General features: G+C 62.0%; 20 protein-coding genes and 1 tRNA gene. 5 read left to right on the plus strand and 16 right to left on the minus strand.

The window, feature by feature from the left end:
* Positions 1-63 precede the first annotated feature (63 nt).
* From IEG05_RS03180 to rpsU, 4 genes are all read right to left on the minus strand, one after another.
* Positions 64-140, minus strand: a tRNA-Ile gene (locus IEG05_RS03180).
* 111 nt (positions 141-251) lie between these two features.
* Positions 252-2,105: an RNA polymerase sigma factor RpoD gene (gene rpoD, locus IEG05_RS03185; RefSeq protein WP_046621574.1), complete on the minus strand. Its 1,854-nt coding sequence runs from the start codon at positions 2,103-2,105 to the stop codon at positions 252-254.
* Between the two features lie 67 nt (positions 2,106-2,172).
* The gene (dnaG, locus tag IEG05_RS03190) at positions 2,173-4,116 is read right to left on the minus strand and encodes a DNA primase (protein ID WP_023445899.1); all 1,944 of its coding nucleotides are present in this window, start codon (positions 4,114-4,116) and stop codon (positions 2,173-2,175) included.
* 138 nt (positions 4,117-4,254) lie between these two features.
* Entirely contained in the window at positions 4,255-4,470 is a 216-nt protein-coding gene (gene rpsU / locus IEG05_RS03195) for a 30S ribosomal protein S21 (protein WP_003296736.1), read from the minus strand.
* Positions 4,471-4,666: 196 nt separating this feature from the next.
* Here rpsU and tsaD point away from each other — a divergent pair, with 196 nt between their 5' ends.
* Positions 4,667-5,692: a tRNA (adenosine(37)-N6)-threonylcarbamoyltransferase complex transferase subunit TsaD gene (gene tsaD, locus IEG05_RS03200; protein ID WP_046621580.1), complete on the plus strand. Its 1,026-nt coding sequence runs from the start codon at positions 4,667-4,669 to the stop codon at positions 5,690-5,692.
* 15 nt (positions 5,693-5,707) lie between these two features.
* On the opposite strand, the gene plsY is transcribed toward tsaD, so the two are convergent.
* Complete coding sequence (gene plsY / locus IEG05_RS03205; protein WP_046621584.1) at positions 5,708-6,277, minus strand: glycerol-3-phosphate 1-O-acyltransferase PlsY; 570 nt, start codon at positions 6,275-6,277, stop codon at positions 5,708-5,710.
* Between the two features lie 75 nt (positions 6,278-6,352).
* On the opposite strand from plsY, the gene folB reads away from it, so the two are divergent.
* Positions 6,353-6,706, plus strand: a complete 354-nt coding sequence (gene folB / locus IEG05_RS03210) for a dihydroneopterin aldolase (protein WP_046621586.1) — start codon at positions 6,353-6,355, stop codon at positions 6,704-6,706.
* Positions 6,697-7,239, plus strand: coding sequence for a 2-amino-4-hydroxy-6-hydroxymethyldihydropteridine diphosphokinase (gene folK / locus IEG05_RS03215; RefSeq protein ID WP_046621588.1), 543 nt, complete (start codon positions 6,697-6,699; stop codon positions 7,237-7,239). Before folB ends, folK begins: the two co-directional genes overlap by 10 nt.
* A 5-nt stretch (positions 7,240-7,244) precedes the next feature.
* On the opposite strand, the gene IEG05_RS03220 is transcribed toward folK, so the two are convergent.
* The 11 genes from IEG05_RS03220 to IEG05_RS03270 form a co-directional block, all read right to left on the minus strand.
* Positions 7,245-8,414, minus strand: a complete 1,170-nt coding sequence (locus IEG05_RS03220) for a multifunctional CCA addition/repair protein (RefSeq protein WP_046621590.1) — start codon at positions 8,412-8,414, stop codon at positions 7,245-7,247.
* A gap of 96 nt (positions 8,415-8,510) precedes the next feature.
* A complete protein-coding gene (locus tag IEG05_RS03225) occupies positions 8,511-10,058 on the minus strand; it encodes a SpoVR family protein (protein ID WP_191121636.1) in 1,548 nt (515 codons plus the stop codon).
* 10 nt (positions 10,059-10,068) lie between these two features.
* Entirely contained in the window at positions 10,069-11,340 is a 1,272-nt protein-coding gene (locus IEG05_RS03230) for a YeaH/YhbH family protein (protein ID WP_014821685.1), read from the minus strand.
* An 81-nt stretch (positions 11,341-11,421) separates the two neighbouring features.
* Positions 11,422-13,344 (minus strand): PrkA family serine protein kinase, encoded by a 1,923-nt coding sequence (locus IEG05_RS03235; protein ID WP_041015146.1) that lies wholly within the window; start codon positions 13,342-13,344, stop codon positions 11,422-11,424.
* Between the two features lie 270 nt (positions 13,345-13,614).
* A complete protein-coding gene (glpE, locus tag IEG05_RS03240) occupies positions 13,615-13,947 on the minus strand; it encodes a thiosulfate sulfurtransferase GlpE (RefSeq protein WP_003300975.1) in 333 nt (110 codons plus the stop codon).
* Complete coding sequence (locus tag IEG05_RS03245) at positions 13,944-14,771, minus strand: symmetrical bis(5'-nucleosyl)-tetraphosphatase (RefSeq protein WP_125876943.1); 828 nt, start codon at positions 14,769-14,771, stop codon at positions 13,944-13,946. The genes glpE and IEG05_RS03245 overlap by 4 nt, the downstream gene beginning before the upstream one ends.
* A complete protein-coding gene (apaG, locus tag IEG05_RS03250; RefSeq protein ID WP_191121637.1) occupies positions 14,768-15,151 on the minus strand; it encodes a Co2+/Mg2+ efflux protein ApaG in 384 nt (127 codons plus the stop codon). The genes IEG05_RS03245 and apaG overlap by 4 nt, the downstream gene beginning before the upstream one ends.
* A 40-nt stretch (positions 15,152-15,191) precedes the next feature.
* Positions 15,192-15,986: a 16S rRNA (adenine(1518)-N(6)/adenine(1519)-N(6))-dimethyltransferase RsmA gene (gene rsmA / locus IEG05_RS03255; protein WP_191121638.1), complete on the minus strand. Its 795-nt coding sequence runs from the start codon at positions 15,984-15,986 to the stop codon at positions 15,192-15,194.
* Positions 15,987-16,099: 113 nt separating this feature from the next.
* Entirely contained in the window at positions 16,100-17,092 is a 993-nt protein-coding gene (pdxA, locus tag IEG05_RS03260; protein WP_191121639.1) for a 4-hydroxythreonine-4-phosphate dehydrogenase PdxA, read from the minus strand.
* Positions 17,093-17,203: 111 nt separating this feature from the next.
* Positions 17,204-18,511 carry a peptidylprolyl isomerase gene (locus IEG05_RS03265; RefSeq protein WP_191121640.1) on the minus strand — a complete coding sequence of 436 codons (1,308 nt, stop codon included), beginning with the start codon at positions 18,509-18,511 and terminating at the stop codon, positions 17,204-17,206.
* Positions 18,492-21,278 (minus strand): LPS-assembly protein LptD, encoded by a 2,787-nt coding sequence (locus IEG05_RS03270; protein WP_191121641.1) that lies wholly within the window; start codon positions 21,276-21,278, stop codon positions 18,492-18,494. The genes IEG05_RS03265 and IEG05_RS03270 overlap by 20 nt, the downstream gene beginning before the upstream one ends.
* Positions 21,279-21,407: 129 nt before the next feature.
* On the opposite strand from IEG05_RS03270, the gene IEG05_RS03275 reads away from it, so the two are divergent.
* On the plus strand, positions 21,408-22,427 hold the full coding sequence (locus IEG05_RS03275) for an aminoglycoside phosphotransferase family protein (RefSeq protein ID WP_191121661.1): 1,020 nt from the start codon (positions 21,408-21,410) through the stop codon (positions 22,425-22,427).
* Positions 22,424-23,095 carry an N-acetylmuramate alpha-1-phosphate uridylyltransferase MurU gene (gene murU / locus IEG05_RS03280; protein WP_191121642.1) on the plus strand — a complete coding sequence of 224 codons (672 nt, stop codon included), beginning with the start codon at positions 22,424-22,426 and terminating at the stop codon, positions 23,093-23,095. The genes IEG05_RS03275 and murU overlap by 4 nt, the downstream gene beginning before the upstream one ends.
* The last annotated feature ends 1 nt before the right edge of the window (position 23,096 follow it).

Below are 23,096 nucleotides of genomic sequence, written 5' to 3' on the forward strand. Positions count from 1 at the left end.
GTCGCTGAGTTGTCCGTCAGCAACGAATAAACGAAGAAGCCACGCAGTGCGCGGCTTTGAAGGTGGTGGGCCCACACGGACTCGAACCGTGGACCAAAGGATTATGAGTCCTCTGCTCTAACCAACTGAGCTATAGGCCCCCAGAAGGCCGGCGGATTATACCGGCGGTATGGCGGCTGCGCCAATCGAAGCTAGCTGCTCCGAGGCATACGACAGAAAAAAGAACCCCCGGCATGCCGGGGGTTCTGGTCTTACTCGTCGAGGAAGGAGCGCAGGTGCTCGCTTCTCGTCGGGTGGCGCAGCTTGCGCAGCGCCTTGGCTTCGATCTGACGGATTCGCTCGCGGGTGACATCGAACTGCTTGCCGACTTCCTCGAGGGTGTGGTCGGTGTTCATATCGATGCCGAAGCGCATGCGCAGTACCTTGGCTTCACGCGCCGTGAGGCCGGAGAGCACTTCGCGAGTGGCTTCCTTGAGGCTTTCCACAGTGGCTACGTCAATTGGCGACTGCATGGCCGAGTCTTCGATGAAGTCACCCAGGTGCGAGTCTTCGTCGTCACCGATTGGCGTTTCCATGGAGATCGGCTCTTTGGCGATCTTCAGTACCTTGCGGATCTTGTCCTCGGGCATTTCCATGCGTTCGCCCAGCTCTTCAGGTGTGGGTTCGCGACCCATTTCCTGCAGCATCTGACGGGAGATGCGGTTGAGCTTGTTGATCGTCTCGATCATGTGAACCGGGATGCGGATGGTCCGCGCCTGGTCGGCAATGGAACGAGTGATCGCCTGGCGAATCCACCAGGTGGCGTAGGTAGAGAACTTGTAGCCGCGGCGGTATTCGAACTTGTCCACCGCCTTCATCAGGCCGATGTTGCCTTCCTGGATCAGATCAAGGAACTGCAGGCCGCGGTTGGTGTACTTCTTCGCGATCGAGATGACCAGGCGCAGGTTGGCTTCAACCATCTCTTTCTTCGCACGGCGGGCTTTGGCCTCGCCGATGGACATGCGACGGTTGATGTCCTTGATGTCAGCGATGACCAGGTCGCATTCCTGTTCCAGCTCGATCAGCTTCTGCTGGCAGCGAACGATGTCTTCCTTGCGGGTGCCGATGGCTTCGGCATACTTGCCTTTGCCGGAAGCCAGTTGCTCGGCCCAGTCGAGATTGGTCTCGTTGTTCGGGAACTGACGCAGGAAGTCGGCGCGCGGCATGCGGGCGTCACGCACGCACAGCTGCATGATGGCGCGCTCCTGGGCGCGGATCTGGCTCAGGGCGTTGCGAACGCGCTCGACCAGTGCGTCGTACTGCTTGGGTACGAGCTTGATCGGCATGAACAGAATGGCGAGTGCTTCGAGCTCCTCGACGGCCTGCTGGCTGGCGCGGCCGTGCTTCTTCAGCGCCTTCTTGGCTTTCTCCAGCTGCTCGGCGACTGCGCCGAAACGCATACGCGCGACCTCGGGGTCGGGGCCGCCATCGCCTTCTTCCTCTTCGCTGTCGGAATCGTCCTCTTCCTCATCATCCTTGTCGTCGGCCGCCGGCTTCGCGGTGGTCTGCGGGGTTTCCGGCTCGACCTCCTGAGGACCAGCGGCGCCGTCGTCGTCAGGGTCGATGTAACCGCTGAGGATGTCGGACAGGCGGCCACCTTCGGTCGTCACTCGCTCATAGTCGGCGAGAATGCTGTCGACGGTGCCGGGGAAGTGAGCGATGGCGCTCATCACTTCGCGAATGCCTTCCTCGATGCGTTTGGCGATTTCGATCTCGCCTTCGCGGGTCAGCAGTTCGACCGTGCCCATTTCACGCATGTACATGCGAACGGGATCGGTGGTTCGACCGATGTCGGTCTCGACCGCAGCGAGTGCGGCGGCGGCCTCTTCGGCAGCGGCTTCATCGGTATCGGCTTCGGCCAGCAACAGGGCATCGGCATCCGGGGCAACCTCGAATACATTGATACCCATGTCATTGATCATGCGAATGATGTCTTCCACCTGTTCCGGATCGGAAATATCCTCCGGTAGGTGGTCGTTGACCTCTGCGTAAGTCAGGTAACCCTGCTCACGGCCACGCTGGATCAACTCTTTGAGGCGGGACTGCTGTTGCGCTTTTCCGGACATATAACCCTATCCACTGAAGGTTCTGGCGGGCTGAAAACAAGCTGAGCATTATAGCCGAGCTAGGACCTCAGACGCCAGTTGAGGTCGGTGTAGCGGGTATTGCATTACGGCTCAGCAGGTTACGCAGTTGGTCTTTTTCCTCTGCGCTGAGTTCACCTTGGCGAGCCTTACGCAGCAGGCTTTCGAGTCGGCGTTCCCGCTGTCGGGCGGCAAGGCTATTAATGGTGTCGAAAAACTGCTGTTCAAGGTTATCGGCCGAGATCAGCCATTCTTTCTCTGCAAGTGCGCGTAAAAGTCGCCCTTGGTCGGTTCCATGCCAGCGGGCGATCAGCTGCAGGCTACGCAGCTTCGGGTTCTTCTGCAGCGTGCCAAGCAGGGCGACAAGCAATTGTGCGTATGTGTCGTCTTCTGCGGCGAAATGGCTGACGTCCTCGACCTTTTGTGCTAGCTCCGGGTGGTGCAGCAGCGTTCGCAGCGTGGTCAGGGTCGGCGGCTCGACGGTAGCTGGCGTACGCGGACCGCGAGGTTTGAAGTCTGGTCGCTGCCCGGATTTTTTCCAGTCTTTCTTCCATTCCTTTTTTTCGCCGCGTTGTGGCTTGGGCGCTTCGGGAGGTTGGAAGTAGTCGGTCTCGGCGTAGTGCGAACCCGTGTCGTAATATGCGGCGTCGTCGTACTCGGCCGAGTTGTTGCTGGGTGCGGTGGTTGGCGCTGCTGCCATATGCTGCAGTGCTTCCCCGTTCAGACCAGTGATCTCGGTGAGACGCTGGCGCATCAATGCGCGCAGGTTTGCACCGGGAATCTTTTCGATAAGCGGCGCTGCCAGGGTGGCCAAGTGGGCCTTGCCTTCCAGTGAGCGTGGATCGGCTTCGTCGCTCAGTTGCTGGAAGAAGTAATCGGCCAGTGGCTGTGAGTGCTGCTGAATGCGCGCGCGAAAAGCATCGGTGCCCTCGGCGCGGACCAGTGTGTCCGGGTCCTCTCCGTCGGGCAGGAACAGAAAGCGCGCCCGGCGGCCATCCTGCAGGTTCGGTAGCGTGGCTTCCAGTGCTCGCCAGGCGGCTTTGCGTCCGGCCGCGTCGCCATCGAAGCAGAACAGCACGCTGGGTACGATGCGGAACAGGCGCTTGAGATGCTCTTCGCTGGTTGCCGTACCAAGGGTGGCCACGGCGTTGCGCAAGCCTTGCTGGGCCAGTGCAATGACGTCCATGTAGCCCTCGACCACCATGATCTCGTCGAGATCTCGGTTGGCCTGCCGCGCTTCGTAAAGGCCGTAGAGTTCCTGGCCCTTGTGGAATACCGGGGTTTCCGGCGAATTCAGGTACTTGGGCTTGTCGTCGCCCAGAACGCGACCGCCGAAGGCGATGACCCGGCCGCGGCTGTCGCGGATGGGGAACATTACGCGATCGCGGAAACGGTCATAGCGTTTGCCGTTCTCGGCGTTCTCGATCAGCAGGCCGGCGTCGATCAGCGCTTTCTGCTGAAGCGCATCGCCGCCGAGATGCTTCATCAGGTTGTCCCAGCCGGGCGGGGCGAAGCCCAATCCGAAATCCCGGGCAATCACGCCGGACAGGCCGCGGCCCTTGAGGTACTCCACGGCCGACTTGCGGGTCGCGTGGCTTTTCAGGGCTTGGCGGTAGTAATCGGCGGCGGCAGCCAGCAGTGGGTAGAGTGGCGAATCGACCGGCTGGCGTGGCTTGTGTTTGCGGCCGCTTTCCTCGTGGGGGACTTCCATTCCCGCGCGCTTGGCCAGTTCCTCGACTGCCTGGGGGAAGTCCAGCTGGTCGTGGTCCATGACGAAGCCCAGCGCATTGCCGCCAGCGCCGCAGCCGAAGCAATAGTAGAACTGCTTGTCCGGACTGACGCTGAACGAGGGCGTCTTTTCCTTGTGAAAAGGGCAGAGGGCGCTGTAGTTCTTGCCGGCCTTTTTCAGTTGGATGCGCGAGCCGACCACCTCGACGATGTCGGAGCGATTGAGCAGGTCGTCGATGAAGGATTGGGGGATCAGGCCGGCCATAGAGGTATCTGATTACGCTCGCATTGCATGAGCCGGAAATGAAAAAACTCCGGCCTTTCGCCGGCTGGCGAAGCGGAGTAAGCATGCAATGCAAAGCCCGGCCTGAGCCGGGCTTGATGCGACGTCAGCTGTACTGGATTAGTACAGGCGGACGCTGCGGCGCTGCTCGCGCTGCACTTTCTTGGCGTGACGCTTGACTGCAGCGGCAGCCTTGCGCTTGCGCTCGGAAGTCGGCTTCTCGTAGAACTCGCGCGAGCGGACTTCGGCCAGAACGCCTGCTTTTTCGCAGGAACGCTTGAAACGACGCAGTGCTACGTCGAAGGGTTCATTCTCTTTAACTTTGACAGCGGGCATCCAGGACTTACCTTCACTTGATTACCGGTGGCAACGCGCTTCGGCAATGACTCGCAAGCACGCTGGTTTTAAGGGTTGCGGATGTTACCCGCTCCAATTGCGGAATGCAAAGCCCCTGATCGAAAAGCGCTGGTCGGTCGGACGGCCCGACGATTAATATGCACGGCTTCATTCGCCCTCCGGAAAGGTTGAACCCATGCTGGTGCTGGGGTTGGAAACGTCCTGCGACGAGACTGGTGTCGCGCTTTACGACAGCGAACAGGGCCTGCTGGCCGACGCGCTATTCAGCCAGATCGACCTGCATCGCGTCTATGGCGGCGTGGTGCCTGAGCTCGCCTCGCGCGATCACGTGAAACGCATGCTGCCGCTGATTCGCCAGGTGCTGGAGGAGGCGGGCCGCGAGGCCGGCCAGATCGATGCGGTGGCCTATACGGCCGGTCCCGGACTGGTCGGTGCGCTGCTGGTTGGGGCCTCCTGCGCCCAGGCGCTGGCGTTGGCCTGGGGCGTACCGGCTGTCGGCGTGCACCATATGGAAGGTCACCTGCTGGCACCGATGCTCGAAGCGCAGCCGCCGCAGTTCCCGTTCGTCGCCTTACTGGTGTCGGGTGGCCATACGCAGGTTGTTCGCGTGGATGGCATTGGCCGGTACGAGCTGCTCGGCGAATCGGTGGACGATGCCGCCGGTGAAGCCTTCGACAAGACCGCAAAGCTGATGGGCCTGCGTTATCCCGGCGGGCCGGAAATCGCCCGTCTGGCCGAGCAGGGCACTCCGGGACGCTTCGTCTTTCCGCGGCCGATGACTGATCGGCCCGGTCTGGATTTCAGTTTCAGCGGCCTGAAGACCTTTACCCTCAATACCTGGCAGCAGTGCCGCAGCGCGGGCGACGAATCCGAGCAGACCCGCTGCGACATCGCGCTGGCGTTCCAGCAGGCTGTGGTCGAAACCCTGACCATCAAATGTCGCCGAGCCCTTAGGCAGACGGGCCTGACGTCGCTGGTCATCGCCGGCGGGGTCAGCGCCAATCAGTCTCTGCGCCAGGCGCTGGAGCGGATGCTCGGTGAGTTCAACGGTCAGGTCTTCTATGCGCGGCCACGTTTCTGCACCGACAACGGTGCGATGATCGCTTACGCTGGCTGTCAGCGCTTGCTCGCCGGGCAGCATGATGGTCCGGCGATCACCGTACAGCCGCGTTGGTCGATGGACACACTGCCGGCGATCTGATGAGCGTCAGAGCGGTCAGAAATGCCGTTCCCGGCCGGCGAAAAGGTCGCGCACGTTGCTGCGATGGCGCCAGACGATCAGTGTGGCGAGCAGGCTCATCGGCAACAGCGCGCCGGGTTGCTGCCAGGCCAGCAGTGGCAGGCATAGCGGCAGGGCGATAAGGGCAGCCAGCGAGCTGGTCCGGGTCAGGCGGAATACCAGCAGCCAGGCGACGATGGCCAGCAGTGCGGCCGGCGGGTAGAGCGCGAGCAGGGTGCCGGCGGCGGTGGCGACACCCTTGCCGCCACGGAAGCGAAAATACAACGGATAGAGATGGCCGCAGACCGCTGCCAGACCGATCCAGGCCTGTTGCTGGACGGACATGTCCAGCGAGGCGGCCAGCAGTACGGGCAGCAGGCCCTTGAGCAGATCGCCGAACAGCGTGCAGATCGCCAGTCGCTTGCCTGCCAGACGAAGCATATTGGTGGCGCCGGGATTGCCGGAGCCACCGACACGCGGGTCGGGCATTCCGGCCAGGCGGCTAAGCAGTATGGCGAATGACAGCGAGCCGATCAGGTACGCGAGCAAGGTCAGCAGCCAGAACATGGAATCCATCCGGGGCAGGGAGCCTATGAGTCTAACGGCGCGTTTCGAGCTTGTCGTGCCGCAGGAGAACGTTGCGTGGATACAGTCTTCATCGAAGGCCTGGAAGTGGATACGGTAATCGGCGCCTACGACTGGGAGCGCGGGATTCGCCAGTGCCTGCAGCTCGACCTGACGCTGGGCTGGGACATACGACCGGCCGCCGATAATGATGAGCTGGACAAGGCTCTGGACTATGCCAAGGTCGCTGCGGCCATCGATCAGTTCGCCTGCGCGGCGCGCTTCGAGCTGGTCGAAACCTTCGCTGAGCGTCTGGCGCGAAAGTTGATGAGCGAGTTCGGCATCGTCTGGCTGCGCCTGCGGGTCACCAAACCAGGCGTCAATGCGCGTGCCCGTGCGCTGGGCGTGGAGATCGAACGCGGATGTCGCTGACCCCCGTCATGCTCGGCCTGGGCAGCAATGTGCAGCGCATCGAGCGCCTGCATGCCGGGCTCGATGCGCTGGCCGAGCTGCTGCAGGATATGCGTTGCTCACCAGTGTTCGAGAGCCTGGCGGTGGGCTATAAGGGCGACAACTTCTACAACCTGGTGGTCGCCGGCTACACCGACCTGCCGCTGACGGAACTGGACCGCCGGCTCAAGTTCATTGAGGCGGACAATGGCCGTTACGCGCCGGATCGCAAGGGGTTGCCGCTGGATATCGATGTGCTGCTGTATGGCGAGCTGGTCGGCAACTTCCATGGCTTGCTGCTGCCGCGTGCGGAGATCCTGAAGAACGCCTTCGTGCTCTGGCCGCTGGCGTTATTGGCGCCGACCGTCAAACATCCCGCTGCAGGCGAGGTCTTTGCCGATCTGTGGGCGCAGTCATCCATCGACCAGCAGCTCTGGCCAGTGCCGTTTCAGTGGCGCGGCAGCGAGCTGACGCCTGCCGATCTGATCCGCAACCATCCTCCACAGCGCGCCTGAATGCCTTACCGCGAATATTCCCGGCAGTAGATGCTCAGGGCATCGAGGCGCGCAGCACCGAGCGCTTTGCCCAGCTCGGCACCTTTGAATCCTTGCTCCAGCAGCGGTTTGACCGACACGGCACGGGCTGCGCTGGCCGCGCCGTGCAGATAATCGGCTTCGAAGAGCAATTCGCCGGGCGTGCCTGCCAGGGCGCGCATTTCACAAGCCGCGACGAACTGCTCGAAGCGCTCCGGCCGCCGGTAGATGTCGAAATGCTGCAGCATGTCGAGCAGTGCATCGGCATGCAGTTTCTTGGCGTTGAACGCGTCATCCTGATATCTGCCGAGCAGCATCGCCAGTTCCTGGCAATCTTTCGGTGCCTTGCAGCGCTGGTTGAGTGTATCGATGGCGGCCAGACGTGGTTGCTGGCTATCGGCCGACGTCATGCAGCCAAGTAGCAGGCAGGCCCAGCGTACCGGCAGTGGCTGGTCATGTTCGGCGCACTGCCGAAGCGTGCCAAGCAGGTGCCCACCGGCAGCATTGCCCTTGGCGAAGGTGGCGGCCAGTTCCGGGAACAGCTCGGCCAGCGCGTCACAGTTCTGTAGCACCTGAATGAATACTTCCGGCCGCGGCTCCATCAGCGCACGTGAAATTTCTTTCCAGCTGCGCTCCGCCGTCAGCGCCGACAACTCGCCGGAGCGTGCCAGTCGGCGCATCAGTTCCAGCGTTTCGTCGGCGATACGGAAGCCAGTCTCGGCGTAGCGTGCGGCGAAGCGCGCCACGCGCAGAACACGCAACGGATCTTCGGCGAAAGCGGGGGAAACGTGGCGCAATAGCCGTGCCCGCAGGTCGCGCTGACCGCCGTATGGATCAATCAGCTGGCCCTGGTCATCTTCGGCGATGGCATTGATGGTGAGATCGCGGCGCTGCAGATCTTCTTCGAGGGTGACGTCGGGGCTGGCATGGAAGGTGAATCCGCCATAGCCACGACCGCTTTTGCGCTCGGTGCGCGCCAGGGCGTATTCCTCGCCGGTCTGCGGGTGCAGGAAAACCGGGAAGTCCGCACCGACCGGGCGGAAGCCGCTGGCCTGCATTTCTTCCGGCGTGGCACCGACCACCAGCCAGTCGACCTCGGTCACCGGGCGCCCCAACAGGCGGTCGCGTACTGCGCCGCCGACTTTGTAGATCTGCATGTCCACCTCCGTTGGCGCGGAGGATAAAGGATATCGGCGCTGAGGCTACAGCGTGGCGGGTAAGGAAGGGCCTCGGAGGTGGGCCGCGGCCCACTGTCAGGCGAAGTTCATGCCGGGAAAACGGTTGTCGGTCTCTGCCTCGCTGCTGGGTCTTGCTGGTATGTGATGAGTATTGACCAGCTTGTCGTCCTGCATCGACTGCAGGTGAACATCGAAGCCCCACAGCCGATGCAGATGCTTGAGCACCTCTTCGGTGGACCCGCCCAATGGCTTGCGGTCGTGCTGCATGTGACGCAAGGTCAGCGAGCGATCGCCGCGACGGTCGACGCTCCATACCTGGACGTTGGGCTCGCGGTTGCCGAGGTTGTATTGCGCGGCGAGCAGTTCGCGAATGGTGTGGTAACCACTTTCATCGTGGATCGCCGGGACCAGCAGCTCGTCCTTGCGGTCATCGTCAAGGATGCTGAACAGCTTGAGGTCGCGGATCACCTTAGGCGAGAGAAACTGCAGGATAAAGCTCTCGTCCTTGAAGTTGTTCATGGCGAACTTGACGGTGGTCAGCCAGTCGCTGCCGGCGATCTCCGGGAACCAGCGCTTGTCCTCCTCGGTGGGGTGCTCGCAAATCCGGCGGATGTCCTGGTACATGGCGAAGCCCAGGGTGTAGGGGTTGATGCCGCTGTAGTAGGGGCTGTCGAAGCCTGGCTGGTAGATCACGCTGGTATGCGACTGCAGAAACTCCATCATGAAGCCGTCGGTGACCAGGCCCTCGTCATACAGATCGTTTAGCAGGGTGTAGTGCCAGAATGTCGCCCAGCCTTCGTTCATCACCTGGGTCTGGCGCTGTGGATAGAAGTACTGCGCGATCTTGCGCACGATACGCACCACCTCGCGCTGCCATGGCTCCAACAGCGGGGCGTGCTTCTCGATGAAATAGAGGATATTTTCCTGCGGCTCTGCCGGGAAACGCTGACTGTCCGCCAACCCATCGCCCTTGTCCGTGCCCTTGGGAATGGTGCGCCAGAGGTCGTTGATCTGCCGTTGCAGATGCTCCTCGCGATCCTTCTGGCGTCGGCGCTCTTCTTCTGCAGAGATGGGGTAGGGACGCTTGTAGCGGTCGACACCGTAGTTCATCAGTGCGTGGCAGGAGTCGAGCAGGTCTTCCACCGCATCGATGCCGTGCCGCTCCTCGCATTGCATGATGTACTGCTTGGCGAACACCAGGTAGTCGATGATCGAGCTGGCGTCGGTCCAGGTGCGGAACAGGTAATTGCCCTTGAAGAAGCTGTTGTGCCCGTAGCTGGCGTGGGCGATCACCAGTGACTGCATGCACATGGTGTTCTCTTCCATCAGGTAGGCGATGCAGGGATCGGAATTGATGACGATCTCGTAGGCCAGACCCATCTGCCCGCGCTTGTAGTGTTTCTCGGTGTGCAGGAACTGCTTGCCGTAGGACCAGTGGTGGTAACCCAGCGGCATGCCAACCGAGGCGTAGGCGTCCATCATCTGCTCGGCGGTGATCACCTCGATCTGGTTCGGGTAGGTGTCCAGCGCGTAGCGCTCGGCGATGCGGCCGATCTCGCGGTCGTACTGCCGAATCAGGTCGAAGGTCCATTCCGAGCCGGTGGAAATGGGCTGTCGCTTCATGCTGCACACCTCAGCTGGTCATGCGCCGCTGGAAGAGTTCGCGGAACACTGGGTAGATGTCCCCGGCGCTGACCAACTGCTGTTGGGCGAACGCATCGGAAAAGGCTTCTGCGACCTGGTTGTACTCGTACCAGAGCGCCTGGTGTTCGCGCGGGGTGATTTCAACGTAGGTGAAGTACTGCACGAACGGCATGATCTGGTTGATCAGGATGTCGCGGCACAGCGGCGAATCGTCGTTCCAGTTGTCGCCGTCGGAAGCCTGAGCGGCGTAGATGTTCCACTCGTTGGCCGGGTAACGCTCGGCCATGATCTCCTGCATCATCTTCAGGGCGCTGGAGACGATGGTGCCGCCGGTCTCCCGCGAGTAGAAGAACTCTTCCTCGTCGACTTCCTTGGCGCTGGTGTGGTGACGGATGAATACCACATCGATCTTGTCGTAGTTCCGCTTGAGGAAAAGGTACAGCAGGATGAAGAAGCGCTTGGCGATGTCCTTGGTGGCCTGAGTCATGGAGCCGGAAACGTCCATCAGGCAGAACATCACCGCCTTGGAGCTGGGGTTGGGATGCTTGACCAGCAGGTTGTATTTCAGATCGAAGGTGTCGAGGAATGGCACGCGTTTGATGCGCGCCTTCAGCCGTTCGATCTCCTCCTCGGTGGCCTTGATGTCGCCGAAGTTGTTCGGCTCCTCAAGACGTAGTCGCTCCAGCTCTGCCTTCAGTGTGCGCAGTTGTGCACGGCTGCTGCCAGATAGCGCAATGCGTCTGGCATGGGCCGAGCGCAGCGTGCGCACGATGTTGATGCGCGACGGGTTGCCCTCGTTGCTGATGCCGGCCCGCACGGTTTTGAAGGTATCGGTGCCGGTCAGGTGACGCTTGACCAGATTGGGCAGTTCGAGGTCCTCGAACATGAAATCGAGGAATTCTTCCTGGGTGATCTGGAAGACGAAGTCGTCCATGCCGTCGCCGCTATTGCTGGCCTGGCCGGCGCCCTGGCCACCGCCGCCGCCCTGCGGTCTGGGGATGCGTTCGCCGGCAACGAACTCCTTGTTGCCCGGATGGACGATGGTCTGGCGGCCGCCGCGGCCGTGATGCAGCACCGGCTCATCGATGTCGCGGCCGGGAATGCTGATCTGCTCGCCATGTTCCATGTCGGTGATGGAGCGCCGGCCGACGGCTTCCTCCACCGCCTTCTTGATATGCCCACGGTACCGCTGCAGGAAACGCTGGCGGTTCACCGTGCTCTTGTTCTTGCCATTCAGGCGACGATCGATCACGTAGCTCATAGGCCCTCCGGGCTTGGCTGAAACCATAGGCCTGAAGCTGGAAGCGTGCCGCGATGCTTCCAGCTTCAGGCTTCCAGCCACTTACTGCGATTTACGCACCCGCAGATACCATTCGGACAGCAGGCGAACCTGCTTCTCGGTGTAGCCACGCTCGACCATGCGCACGACGAAGTCGTTGTGCTTCTTCTGGTCTTCCTTGCTTGCCTTGGCGTTGAAGCTGATGACCGGCAACAGGTCCTCGGTGTTTGAGAACATCTTCTTCTCGATCACCACGCGCAGCTTCTCGTAGCTGAGCCAGGACGGGTTCTTGCCGTTGTTGTTGGCCCGGGCGCGCAGCACGAAGTTGACGATCTCGTTGCGGAAATCCTTCGGGTTGCTGATGCCGGCGGGTTTCTCTATCTTCTCCAGCTCCTCGTTGAGGGCCATGCGATTGAGGATTTCGCCGGTTTCCGGGTCGCGGTATTCCTGGTCCTGAATCCAGAAGTCGGCGTAGAGTACGTAGCGGTCGAAGATGTTCTGGCCGTACTCGCTATAGGACTCCAGGTAGGCGGTCTGGATTTCCTTGCCGATGAATTCGACGTAGCGCGGCGCCAGGTATTCCTTGAGGTAGCGCAGGTAGCGTTCGCGTACCTCGGCGGGGAACTGCTCCTGCTCGATCTGCTGCTCCAGCACGTAGAGCAGATGCACCGGGTTGGCGGCGATCTCGTGTGGGTCGAAGTTGAAGACCTTGGACAGGATCTTGAAGGCGAAGCGCGTGGACAACCCGTTCATTCCCTCGTCGACGCCCGCGGTGTCGCGGTATTCCTGGATCGACTTGGCCTTGGGGTCGGTATCCTTGAGGTTCTCGCCGTCGTAGACGCGCATCTTGGAGTAGATGTTGGAGTTCTCCGGTTCCTTCAGGCGCGAGAGCACCGAGAACTGAGCGAGCATCTTCAGCGTATCCGGCGCGCAGTGAGCGGTGGACAGCGAACTGTTGAACAGCAGCTTGTCGTAGATCTTCACCTCGTCCGACACACGCAGGCAGTAGGGCACCTTGACGATGTAGATGCGGTCGATGAAGGCCTCGTTGTTCTTGTTGTTGCGGAAGGTATGCCATTCCGACTCGTTGGAGTGGGCCAGCAGGATGCCGCTGTAGGGAATCGCGCCCAAGCCCTCAGTGCTGTTGTAGTTGCCTTCCTGGGTGGCGGTCAGCAAGGGGTGCAGCACCTTGATCGGCGCCTTGAACATCTCGACGAACTCCATCAGGCCCTGGTTGGCCCGGCACAGTGCGCCCGAGTAGCTGTAGGCGTCGGCGTCGTTCTGCGGAAACTCTTCCAGCTTGCGGATATCCACCTTGCCCACCAGCGCGGAGATGTCCTGGTTGTTCTCGTCGCCCGGCTCGGTCTTGGAAATGGCGATCTGGTTGAGGATCGAGGGATAGAGCTTCACCACGCGGAACTGACTGATGTCGCCGCCGAACTCCTGCAGGCGTTTGGTGGCCCAGGGCGACATGATCGAATTGAGATAGCGCCGCGGGATGCCGTAGTCCTCCTCGAGGATTTGCGCGTCTTCGGCCGGGTTGAACAGCCCCAGAGGCGACTCGAACACCGGCGAGCCCTTGATGGCGTAGAAGGGCACCTTCTCCATCAGCTGCTTGAGCTTCTCGGCAAGCGACGATTTACCCCCGCCCACCGGACCGAGGAGATAGAGGATCTGCTTCTTCTCTTCCAGCCCCTGCGCGGCGTGACGGAAGTAGGAAACGATCTGGTCGATGCACTCCTCCATGCCATGGAAATCCTCGAAGGCCGGATAACGGCGGATCACCTTGTTGGAGAAGATGCGCGACAGTCGCGAGTCGACCGATGTGTCGACCAGTTCGGGCTCGCCGATCGCCATCAGCAGGCGCTCGGCGGCGCTGGCATAGGTACCTGGGTCCGCCTTGCACAGATCGAGATATTCCTGGAGGGAATACTCCTCCTGGCGGGTCGCTTCGAAACGTTGTTGGAAGTGGCTGAAAATGCTCATGACTTCACCTCGATCGATACACGAATAGGCGCGTCATCAGGCACTCTGGGCCCGGCCGAAGTGGCGGCCAGTGGAGTTCCCCCGAACACCTAATGGTCGAAACCCTGAAATCCGTCAGCCGTTTCCCGGCTTCGTTTATTTGGATGGCCTGAACTCAAGGATAGTTCGGATTCGGCAAGATCAAGGGCGGGGAGGGGATTTAGGCGCTGCCGTTCGGCTGTTGATAGCGCCTAGCCCGCGGATGGCGGGCTATCGGGGGGAAATAAATTTTTACGCTTGTTCTTCGCCGCGCTCGACATCGGCCGGATAGGTGTGGCGCCAGAGTTCGAAGCCGCCGTCGAGGCTGTAGACGTCCGAAAAGCCCTGATTGACCAGATAGGCCGCTGCGCTCTGGCTGGAGTGGCCGTGATAGCAGGTGACGATCAGCGGCTGGTCGAGATCGGCGGCGGCAATGAAATCCGGCAGCGAGTGGTTGTCCAGATGCAGCGAGCCGCTGATGTGGCCGTTGGCATAGCTGTGCGGATCGCGGATGTCCACGATTACGGCGCCGCTGCTGCGCATGGTCTGCGCCTGTTCCGGTGGGATGCGTTTGAAGTCGGTCATGCGGGTTTCCCGTGTTCACATTCGCAGCGGTGCATTTCGCCGCTGTCGAGGTTCATCAAGGTCATGGCGTTGCCCCAGACGCAGCCAGTGTCCAGCGCGAAGACGTTCGGTTCGTCGCATTGACCCTCCAGCGCAGCCCAGTGACCAAAGATCAGTTTGACGTTGCGGGTCTTGCGATTGGCGTGGCTAAACCAAGGCGAGTAGCCGGCGGGGGCGCTGTCGGCGCCTTCCTTCGCTTCCAGATCGAGGGTGCCGTCGGCCTTGCAGAAGCGCATGCGGGTGAAGTAGTTGGTGATCAGGCGCAGTCGCGGCACCCCGTGCAGCTCCTTGTTCCATTTCGCCGGTTGATTACCGTACATGCCGTCGAGGAACGGCATCAGCAGTGCGTCGTCCTGCAGTGCCTGCTCGACTTCCGAGGCGCGCTTGAGTGCCTTTTCCAGCGACCACTGCGGCGGAATGCCGGCATGCACCATTGCGGTGTGACGCGCGGCTTCGTAATGAATGAGCTTCTGCTGGCGCAGCCAGTCGATCAGGTCGGTCCGATCCGGCGCGGCCAGAATTGCTTGCAGCGTGTCGGACTTGCGCATGCGCTCTATGTTGTGAGCCACAGCCAGCAGGTGCAGGTCGTGATTGCCGAGGACGGTGATTGCGGACGACCCGAGATCGTGTACGAAGCGCAGTGCCTCGAGCGATTGCGGGCCGCGGTTGACCAAGTCGCCGGCCAGCCACAGGCAGTCTCGCGAAGGGCTGAAGTCGACGCGCTCCAACAAACAGGTCAGTGGTTCGAGGCAACCTTGCAGGTCGCCGACGGCATAGGTCGTCAATGCAATGCTCCGGGTACGGCCAGGCGGAACGGCGCAATGAGCGCATCGAAACTGTGACCATCCTCGGCCAACATCTCATAGCTGCCTTGCATGCTGCCGACACCGGTGGCCAGCAGCGTTCCGCTGGTGTAGACGTGGTGTTCGCCTGGCGCGATCAGCGGCTGCTCGCCAATGACGCCGGCACCGCGCACCTCCTGCACCTGACCGTCGCCATCGGTGATGATCCAGTGTCGCGACAGCAGCTGCGCTGCCACCTCGCCATTGTTTTCGATGGTTACGGTGTAGGCAAAGGCATAGCGGTTTTGTTCCGGCTCCGATTGCGCGGCCAGATAGCGAGGCGTGACGCTGACGTCGATGCGGTAGCGGTTATCGTCGGACATGAGTCTGCTCGCTGTTGAAGGCAGGGTAGAGACCGAAGCCTCAGCTGCGTTCTGTCAGTTGGTCGGAAAGGCGAACGAAGGCCGCCAGATCCAGTTGTTCGGGACGCAGGCTGCCATCCACATCCGCCGCTGCGATGGCGTCGGCGTCCAGCAGCCCCTTGAGGGTGTTGCGCAAGGTCTTGCGCCGTTGGTTGAACGCCTCGCGCACTACGCGCTCCAGTTGATGGTGATCGCGCGCTGGATGCGGCAGCGTCTCATGTGGCACCAGGCGAACGATCGCCGAATCGACCTTTGGCGCCGGGTTGAACGCACCCGGCCCGACGTTGAACAGGTGCTCTACCCGGCAGTGATACTGCACCATGATCGACAGTCGGCCCCAGTCGCCGCCGCCCGGCAGCGCGGCCAGGCGTTCGACCACTTCCTTCTGCAGCATGAAATGCATGTCGCGGATCAGGTGCGCGTGGTCGAGCAGGTGAAAGATCAGCGGGGTAGAGATGTTGTAGGGCAGGTTGCCGACGATGCGCAGGCTGTTCGGCTCTGCGCTGAGGCGACCGAAGTTGAACTTCAGCGCGTCGCCCTGGTGCAGATTGAAGTTCTCGCGCCCGGCGAATTTGCCCTGCAGGATGGGGATCAGGTCGAGGTCGAGCTCGACGACATCCAGATGTGCGCCGCTGTCGAGCAGTCCCTCGGTCAATGCGCCTTGGCCTGGGCCGATCTCCACCAGTCGTTCACCCGGCTTGGCATGAATCGCCCGCAGAATGCGGTGAATGACGCCAGCGTCGTGCAGGAAGTTCTGGCCAAAGCGCTTGCGTGCGCGGTGCTGATAATCGGACATCGGGGCTCCAGGGCGCAGCTTGAAGCCTGAAGCTCAAAGCTGAAAACGAATAAGGCGCGTATTTTAGCAGGCGAGGGCGGCAAGAAGATCGTTCGAGCCGCGTGGGGTGCGTGCTAGCTCTGGCTGCCAACCATCTGGTAGGCCGTTTCCAGTGCGACCCGCAGGCTGCCAGTGTCGATCTTGCCGCTGCCGGCCAGATCCAGCGCGGTGCCATGATCTACCGACGTGCGAACGATCGGCAGGCCCAGGGTCACGTTGACCGCGGCACCGAAACCCTTGTACTTGAGTACCGGCAGGCCCTGGTCGTGGTACATCGCCAGCACTGCGTCGCAGAGCTCGAGATTTTTTGGGGTGAACAGCGTATCGGCTGGCAGCGGGCCGATCAGATCAAGCCCCTCGTCACGCAGCCTGGTCAGCACGGGCTCGATGATCTCGATTTCTTCGCGGCCCAGGTGGCCGCCCTCACCCGCATGCGGGTTCAGGCCGCAGACAAGAATACGTGGTTGGGTAATGCCGAACTTGCTGACCAGATCGTGGTGCAGGATTCGCGTAACCCGCTCCAGGCGCTCCGCGGTAATCGCCGCTGCGACATCCTTGAGCGGCAGGTGGGTGGTGACCAGCGCGACACGCAATCCGTGCGTGGCCAGCATCATGACCACCTGATCGGTGCGGGTCAGCTCGGCGAGAAACTCGGTATGGCCTGAAAAGGGGATGCCGGCCTCATTGATCACACCCTTGTGCACCGGCGCGGTGATCATGCCGGCGAAGCTGCCGTCGAGGCACCCTTGTCCAGCTCGGGTCAGCGTTTCCAGTACGTAGCGGCCATTGCGTGCGTCGAGTTGGCCCGCGACCGCTGGTGCATCCAACGGCGTATCCCAGACATACAGGCAGTTGGCCGGCGCCGGCTGGCTTGGCCAGTCCTGCGGGCCGACGTCCCGCAGCTCGATCGCCAGGCCCAGTTGCGAGGCGCGCTCAGCCAGCAGGGCGCGACTGGCAATAGCGATCAGAGCTCTGGCCTGGACCTCGAGTGCCAGCAGCAGGCACAGGTCCGGGCCGATCCCAGCCGGTTCGCCGGGTGTGAGAACGAAGGGGCGGGGAGCGGTCATCAGGCTTCTCTCTGCGTGGCGTGTGGCGTTCAACCGCCTGAAATGAAAACGGGGTGGCGACCCTTCGGCCATCACCCCGCATTCCTGTTGCTTGTAGGTACAGCGTGCAGCTTAGAGCTTGATCTCGACGTAGGCTTCGTCGCGGATCTGGCGTAACCACGCCTGCAGCTCTTCGTCGTACTTGCGGTTGCGCAGCAGGCTCAGCGCCTGTTGCTCGCGGAACTGCTCACTGGCATCGGTCGCGCGGCGGCCGAGCACCTCGAGGACGTGCCAGCCGTAGGGCGACTTGAACACCGGGGACAGTTCGCCGCTTGCCGTATTGGCCATGACTTCGCGGAACTCGGGCACCAGAGATGCCGGGTCGATCCAGTTCAGGTCGCCGCCGTTGAGCGCCGAACCAGGGTCTTCGGAAAAGCTCTTGGCCAGCTCGGCGAAGTCTTCGCCGGCGCTGATGCGATCACGCAGGCGCTGCACCAGCAGGCGGGCCTCTTCTTCGCTACGGATTGCGCTGGGCTTGATCAGGATGTGGCGGACATGCACTTCGTCGCGCACCTGTGTTTCGCCTCCGCGCTTCTCCAGCAGCTTGACCATGATGAAGCCTGGCGGCGTACGGACCGGTTCGGTGACTTCGCCAACCGCCAGCTCGCGCACGGCGGTATCGAAGGGCGGTGGCAGCTGAGCCGCTTTGCGCCAGCCCATGTCGCCGCCCTCGAGAGCGTTCTCGCTGGCCGAGCGGGATACGGCCAGGCGAGCGAAGTCGGCGCCCTGCTGCAGCTGCTGATAGGTATCCATTGCAGTGCGTTCGGCTGCCTGGATGGTGGCGGCATCAGCAGATTCCGGAACCGGAATCAAGATGTTGGCGAGGTGGTATTCCTCGGACAGCTGCAGCTTGCCGAGGTCCGAGGCGAGGAAGTTCTGCACTTCCTGGTTGGACACCTGGATGCGTTCGGCGACGCGGCGCTGGCGCACGCGGCTGATGATCATCTCGCGGCGGATCTGCTCGCGGGCGGTTTCCAGGCTCAGACCATCACGGGTCAGCGCCTCGCGGAACTGCTCCAGTGACATGTTGTTGCGCTGGGCGATGGTGCCCATGGCCTGGTTGAGTTCTTCGTCGGAGATGCGGATGCCGGAGCGCTCGCCGATCTGCAGCTGCAGGTTCTCGGTGATCAGGCGCTCAAGCACCTGCTGTTGCAGGACGTCGGTCGGCGGCGCATCGGCGCCGCGCTTCTCGATGGTCTGCTGGACTTCGCGCATGCGCTGGTCCAGTTGGCTTTGCATGATGACGTCGTTATCGACGATCGCCACCACGCGATCCAGTGGTTGAACCTGGGCGAGGGCCGCAGGCGCGAGGGTTGCACCGCTCAGCAGCAGTGCGCCGAGCGCGAGCGGGCGCAGTACTTCAGAAAGCTTGGTCTTCACGTTCACGGTAGCCTTGGATGCCTTCGTCGAGGAAAGTTTCGGTCGCATTGCCGACTACGCCGCCGAGTCCCTTGAGGACGATCTGCAGGAAAATGCCGCGGTCGGGCTCGTCGTTGCGTTCGGGGTTGAGGCTGGTCTCGTCGTAGTGGATCCAGTAGCGATTGATCAGGCGCAGCTTCCAGCAGCAGCTGTCGTACTCGAAGCCACCGAAGGCTTCCAGTGTGCGGCTGCGGCTGTAGTCATGCTGCCAGCGGGCAATGACGCTCCATTGCGGGACCACCGGCCAGATGACCGAGAAGTCGTGCTGGTTGATCTTGTAGTAGTCCTTGATGTACTCCGGATTCGGATCGCCGTTCTCAAGCAATTCGTTGCCATAATCCCCGCCATATCTCCATTCGCCGGTCGCCTGGTCGAAACGTACTGTGTCGTTGCGGTAGCGATAGCCGAGGTTGACGATCTTGCCTGGGTTGTCTTCCGGCTGGTAATGCCACATGGCGCTGCCCGAACGTGTTTGGCCAGCATCCGGATCCCAATTGAAGGTTGAGGTGAAGCGCCAGTCGCGGTTGTAGCGATACATATACTCCAGTGCGTAGGGCGACACGTCTGCCCTGGCATCGGCGCGGTCCGCAACGGTCATGCCAGGCAACTGGACTTCGCGGTCCCGGAAGTAATAGCTCTGACCGATGCTGAAGCGCTGGCGCTCAAAACCGTTGGGCTCGACCCAGCGGCTGGTGACACCGAGCGAAACCTGATTGGCATCGCCGATCCGATCATTACCGGAGAAGCGGTTCTCGCGCCAGAGCGAGGAATAGCTGAAGCTGCTTTCACCGGTATCGAAAACCGGAATATCGTCCTGATCTTCCTCCGGTACGTAGAGATAGAACAGGCGCGGCTCGAGAGTCTGGCGATAGTCTTTGCCGAACCACTGGGTGTCGCGGTCGAAATACAGGCCGCTGTCAACGCTGAGAATCGGCACGCTGCGGTTCTGGCTGCTGTCGAACGATTCGTAGCTGGCCAGTGTGCTCTGGCCCCGGCTGTCCAGGTCCAGGTCGTATTGGGTGTAGGCATATTTCAGCGAAGGCTTGAGGAAGCCCCAGGACCAGTTCAGCGGCAGGCTGACGCCAGGCTCGAGGTGCAGGCGTTCGCCTTCCGCACGGGTCAGGCCACGCAGGCGATCGTCATACCACTGCTCCGGGTTGCCATCTTCATTGATGAAGTTGCCATCGCGCAGGCTGCGTTGGAAGCTGACGAACTCGGTCTTGTAGGCGAAGTTCAAGCCGCCCGGCTGGAAGGGCAGGCGTCCGTCCAAGGTCAGCTGCGGCAGGCGCTCGTACGGCGTGATGTCGGCCACCGTGGCACGCTCATAGGCGTGCATGTTCAAACGCGCGGTATAGGTGTCGCCGCGGTAGGAGAGTGTGCCGCGCTGATCGAGATGATCAGGTTGGTCGATGTTGAGGTTGGTATCCAGATCCTGGAAGTAGTAAGGATCGCTGATATCTGTGTAGTCCACCTCGGCGAGCCAGCGCGAATCCAGACCAGTACGGTTCTGCCAGCTGTACATCCAGCGCTGGTCCTCGTACTCGGACTGCAGCTTGCGGTCGTCGTTGCTGTCGTCCAGGTAGGCGGCGCCGAACTGTCCCTCGCTGCTGCGCGTCAGGTAGCGGAACTCGCCTTCCATCAGCAGGCCGCGGTCAGTCATCAAGTGCGGATACAGCGTGGCGTCGAAATTCGGCGCCAGGTTGAAGTAATAGGGCGTCTGCAGCGAGAAGCCGTTGTCGCTGGACGAGCCGATGCTCGGTGCGAGGAAGCCGGACTGGCGACGATCATCGATGGGGAAGTGGATATAAGGGGTGTAGAACACCGGAATATCCTTGACCCGCAGCGTCACGTTGGTCGCCGAACCGAAGCCGGTGGCCGGGTTCAAGGTGACGTTGTTGCCCTTCAGGTGCCAGCTGTTCTCGCCCGGCTCGCAGCTGGTGTAGGTGCCGTCCTTCAGGCGAATGATCGCGGTCTCTTCACGCTTGGCGTATTGCGCGCTGCCACGCACCTTGCCGGAATGCACGACGTACTCGGCGTTTTCCACCTTGGCTTCGCCGTTGTCGAGGAAGATCTCGGCGCGGTCGCCGACCAGCAATGCATCGCGGTCGCGGAAGCGCACATTGCCGGTCAGCTCGCCGCGATTTTCCAGCTGGTGCAGGCTGGCTTCGTCCGCCTCGACCTGAATGCTGCCCTGACGCAGTAGCACGTCACCGGCGAGGGTGGCGACTTCCTGTTCCTGCTCGTAGCGGGTGGCTTTGGCCGACACATAGGTCGGCGCTTCGCTCATCGGGGTGGTGTCGAACTTGCCGGGACGGTCGGGCTCGACATAGGTACCGGCGCAGTAAGGACCGGTTTCGGCGAGCTGAGCCGGGGTCAGCTGCTCGCGCGGAACCCAGTCGAGATGGCTGTAATCGGCGCTGCGAGAGGCGAGGGCGCGGCCCTTGCTTTCGGTGACCAGCTTGGTCGTCGCCGTTGGCGCTTGCGCCTTGCTGCTCGTCGACTTGGCGGTGCTCGATGTGCTCACGGTGCTGCCGCTGTGTACCGGGCGCGGTGGCAGGGTCTGACTGGCTTCATTGGACGCGCAGTTCCAGCCGCCGGAGGCGTCGGGCTGGCAGGCGAACTGTTCGGCTGCGAAGACAAAAGGTACAGCTACCGGTTGCAATGCAAGCAGACCGCCAGTAACCAGTAGAGGGAATTTTTTACGAAACGCGGGGTATTTGACTGCCATCTTGTTTTTTGGTCCGTGCTTGCGGCGAGCCATCGGCCGGCTGGGCCGCACGCCTCTCGATGGGCTGAGAAAGATGCAGGATAATAAAGCATGACCCGCCTATCGGCTAGCGCCGTGGAGACCCCCTGGATGCCGCATCAAGATCAACGTCTGCTGGACCTTAGCGCCTGGCTGGAACAGCAATTACCCGAAGTCTTCGTCCGTTGCGGCTGGGGCGAAGTGCCGGCGGCGCAGCTCACTGCGGCCAGCAGCGATGCCAGCTTCCGCCGTTACTTCCGCTGGCAGGGTGGCGAGCGCAGCCTGATCGTGATGGACGCACCGCCGCCCCAGGAAGACTGCCGACCCTTCGTCAAGGTCGCGCAGATGCTGGATCAAGCCGGCGTCCATGTGCCGCAGATACTGGCCTCCGATCTTGAGCGCGGCTTCCTGCTGTTGACCGATCTGGGCCGCCAGACCTATCTGGATGTCATCGATCAGAGCAATGCCGAGCAGCTGTTCGAGGATGCCGTGGAGGCCTTGCTCAAGTTCCAGCTGCATCCGGTGGCGCAGCCGATGCCGGCATACGACGAGGCGCTGCTGCGCCGTGAACTGCAGCTGTTCCCCGAGTGGTATGTGCAGCGCCACCTTGGCCACAGCTTCAGTGAAGCGCAGCAGGCCGCGTGGGAGCGTATCTGTCGGCAACTGATCGACTCGGCGCTGGCGCAGCCACGGGTGCTGGTGCATCGGGACTACATGCCGCGCAATCTGATGATCAGCGAGCCCAACCCTGGTGTACTGGATTTTCAGGACGCGGTGCTCGGCCCGGTCAGCTACGACATCACCTCGCTGTTCAAGGACGCCTTTCTCAGCTGGCCCGAAGCGCAGGTGCGGGCCTGGCTCGAAGGCTACTGGCACAAGGCGCGCGCTGCTGGTGTGACGCTGCCCGAATCGCTCGACGAGTTCCTGCGTGCCAGTGACCTGATGGGACTGCAGCGCCACCTAAAGGTGATCGGCATTTTCGCGCGCATCTGCCATCGCGACGGCAAGCCGCGTTACCTCGCTGACGTGCCGCGCTTCTTTGCCTATATCGAGGCCGTGCTGGCGCGCAGACCGGAGCTGGCCGAGCTGCAACAGCTGCTGGAAGAGCTGCCGCAGGCGCCGCACGCATGAAGGCGATGATTCTGGCCGCCGGCAAGGGCGAGCGGCTGCGCCCGCTGACGCTGCACACGCCCAAACCCTTGGTTCGCGCCGCCGGCGTGCCGCTGATCGAGTACCACGTTCGTGCGCTGGCCGCCGCGGGTTTCGATGAACTGGTGATCAACCACGCCTGGCTCGGCCAGCAGATCGAAGACTATCTGGGCGACGGCAGCCGTTTCGGCGTGACCATCCGCTATTCGGCCGAGAGTGAACCCCTGGAAACCGGAGGCGGGATTCACCGGGCGTTGGGGCTGCTCGGCGATGAGCCGTTCCTGGTGGTCAACGGCGATATCTGGACCGACTACGATTTCGCCCGGTTGAGACGGCCGCTTCACGGGCTCGCGCATCTGGTGCTGGTGAACAATCCGCCGCACCACCCCAGGGGTGATTTCAGCCTGGGCGAATCGGCCGTCACGGAGCCCGAGGCCAATGGCGACGCGCTGACCTACAGTGGCATTTCCGTTTTGCATCCGACGCTGTTCGAAGGCTGCCAGCCGGGAGCCTTCAAACTGGCGCCGTTGCTGCGACGTGCCATGGCTGATGGACAGGTGAGTGGCGAGTGCCATGCCGGGCTCTGGGTGGACGTAGGCACCCACGAGCGCCTGGCTGAAGTCGAGCAACTACTGGAGGCGCGACGCTGAC

The organism is Stutzerimonas kunmingensis, from assembly GCF_014764705.1.
Taxonomy (GTDB): domain Bacteria; phylum Pseudomonadota; class Gammaproteobacteria; order Pseudomonadales; family Pseudomonadaceae; genus Stutzerimonas.

What these genes read in the sequence shown, in the direction of transcription:
- rpoD (WP_046621574.1), bottom strand. Translation starts at nt 2,105, where the DNA reads ATGTCCGGAAAAGCGCAACAGCAGTCCCGCCTCAAAGAGTTGATCCAG.
- dnaG (WP_023445899.1), bottom strand. Translation starts at nt 4,116, where the DNA reads ATGGCCGGCCTGATCCCCCAATCCTTCATCGACGACCTGCTCAATCGC.
- rpsU (WP_003296736.1), bottom strand. Translation starts at nt 4,470, where the DNA reads ATGCCCGCTGTCAAAGTTAAAGAGAATGAACCCTTCGACGTAGCACTG.
- tsaD (WP_046621580.1), top strand. Translation starts at nt 4,667, where the DNA reads ATGCTGGTGCTGGGGTTGGAAACGTCCTGCGACGAGACTGGTGTCGCG.
- plsY (WP_046621584.1), bottom strand. Translation starts at nt 6,277, where the DNA reads ATGTTCTGGCTGCTGACCTTGCTCGCGTACCTGATCGGCTCGCTGTCA.
- folK (WP_046621588.1), top strand. Translation starts at nt 6,697, where the DNA reads ATGTCGCTGACCCCCGTCATGCTCGGCCTGGGCAGCAATGTGCAGCGC.
- IEG05_RS03220 (WP_046621590.1), bottom strand. Translation starts at nt 8,414, where the DNA reads ATGCAGATCTACAAAGTCGGCGGCGCAGTACGCGACCGCCTGTTGGGG.
- IEG05_RS03225 (WP_191121636.1), bottom strand. Translation starts at nt 10,058, where the DNA reads ATGAAGCGACAGCCCATTTCCACCGGCTCGGAATGGACCTTCGACCTG.
- IEG05_RS03230 (WP_014821685.1), bottom strand. Translation starts at nt 11,340, where the DNA reads ATGAGCTACGTGATCGATCGTCGCCTGAATGGCAAGAACAAGAGCACG.
- IEG05_RS03235 (WP_041015146.1), bottom strand. Translation starts at nt 13,344, where the DNA reads ATGAGCATTTTCAGCCACTTCCAACAACGTTTCGAAGCGACCCGCCAG.
- glpE (WP_003300975.1), bottom strand. Translation starts at nt 13,947, where the DNA reads ATGACCGACTTCAAACGCATCCCACCGGAACAGGCGCAGACCATGCGC.
- apaG (WP_191121637.1), bottom strand. Translation starts at nt 15,151, where the DNA reads ATGTCCGACGATAACCGCTACCGCATCGACGTCAGCGTCACGCCTCGC.
- rsmA (WP_191121638.1), bottom strand. Translation starts at nt 15,986, where the DNA reads ATGTCCGATTATCAGCACCGCGCACGCAAGCGCTTTGGCCAGAACTTC.
- pdxA (WP_191121639.1), bottom strand. Translation starts at nt 17,092, where the DNA reads ATGACCGCTCCCCGCCCCTTCGTTCTCACACCCGGCGAACCGGCTGGG.
- IEG05_RS03270 (WP_191121641.1), bottom strand. Translation starts at nt 21,278, where the DNA reads ATGGCAGTCAAATACCCCGCGTTTCGTAAAAAATTCCCTCTACTGGTT.
- IEG05_RS03275 (WP_191121661.1), top strand. Translation starts at nt 21,408, where the DNA reads ATGCCGCATCAAGATCAACGTCTGCTGGACCTTAGCGCCTGGCTGGAA.
- murU (WP_191121642.1), top strand. Translation starts at nt 22,424, where the DNA reads ATGAAGGCGATGATTCTGGCCGCCGGCAAGGGCGAGCGGCTGCGCCCG.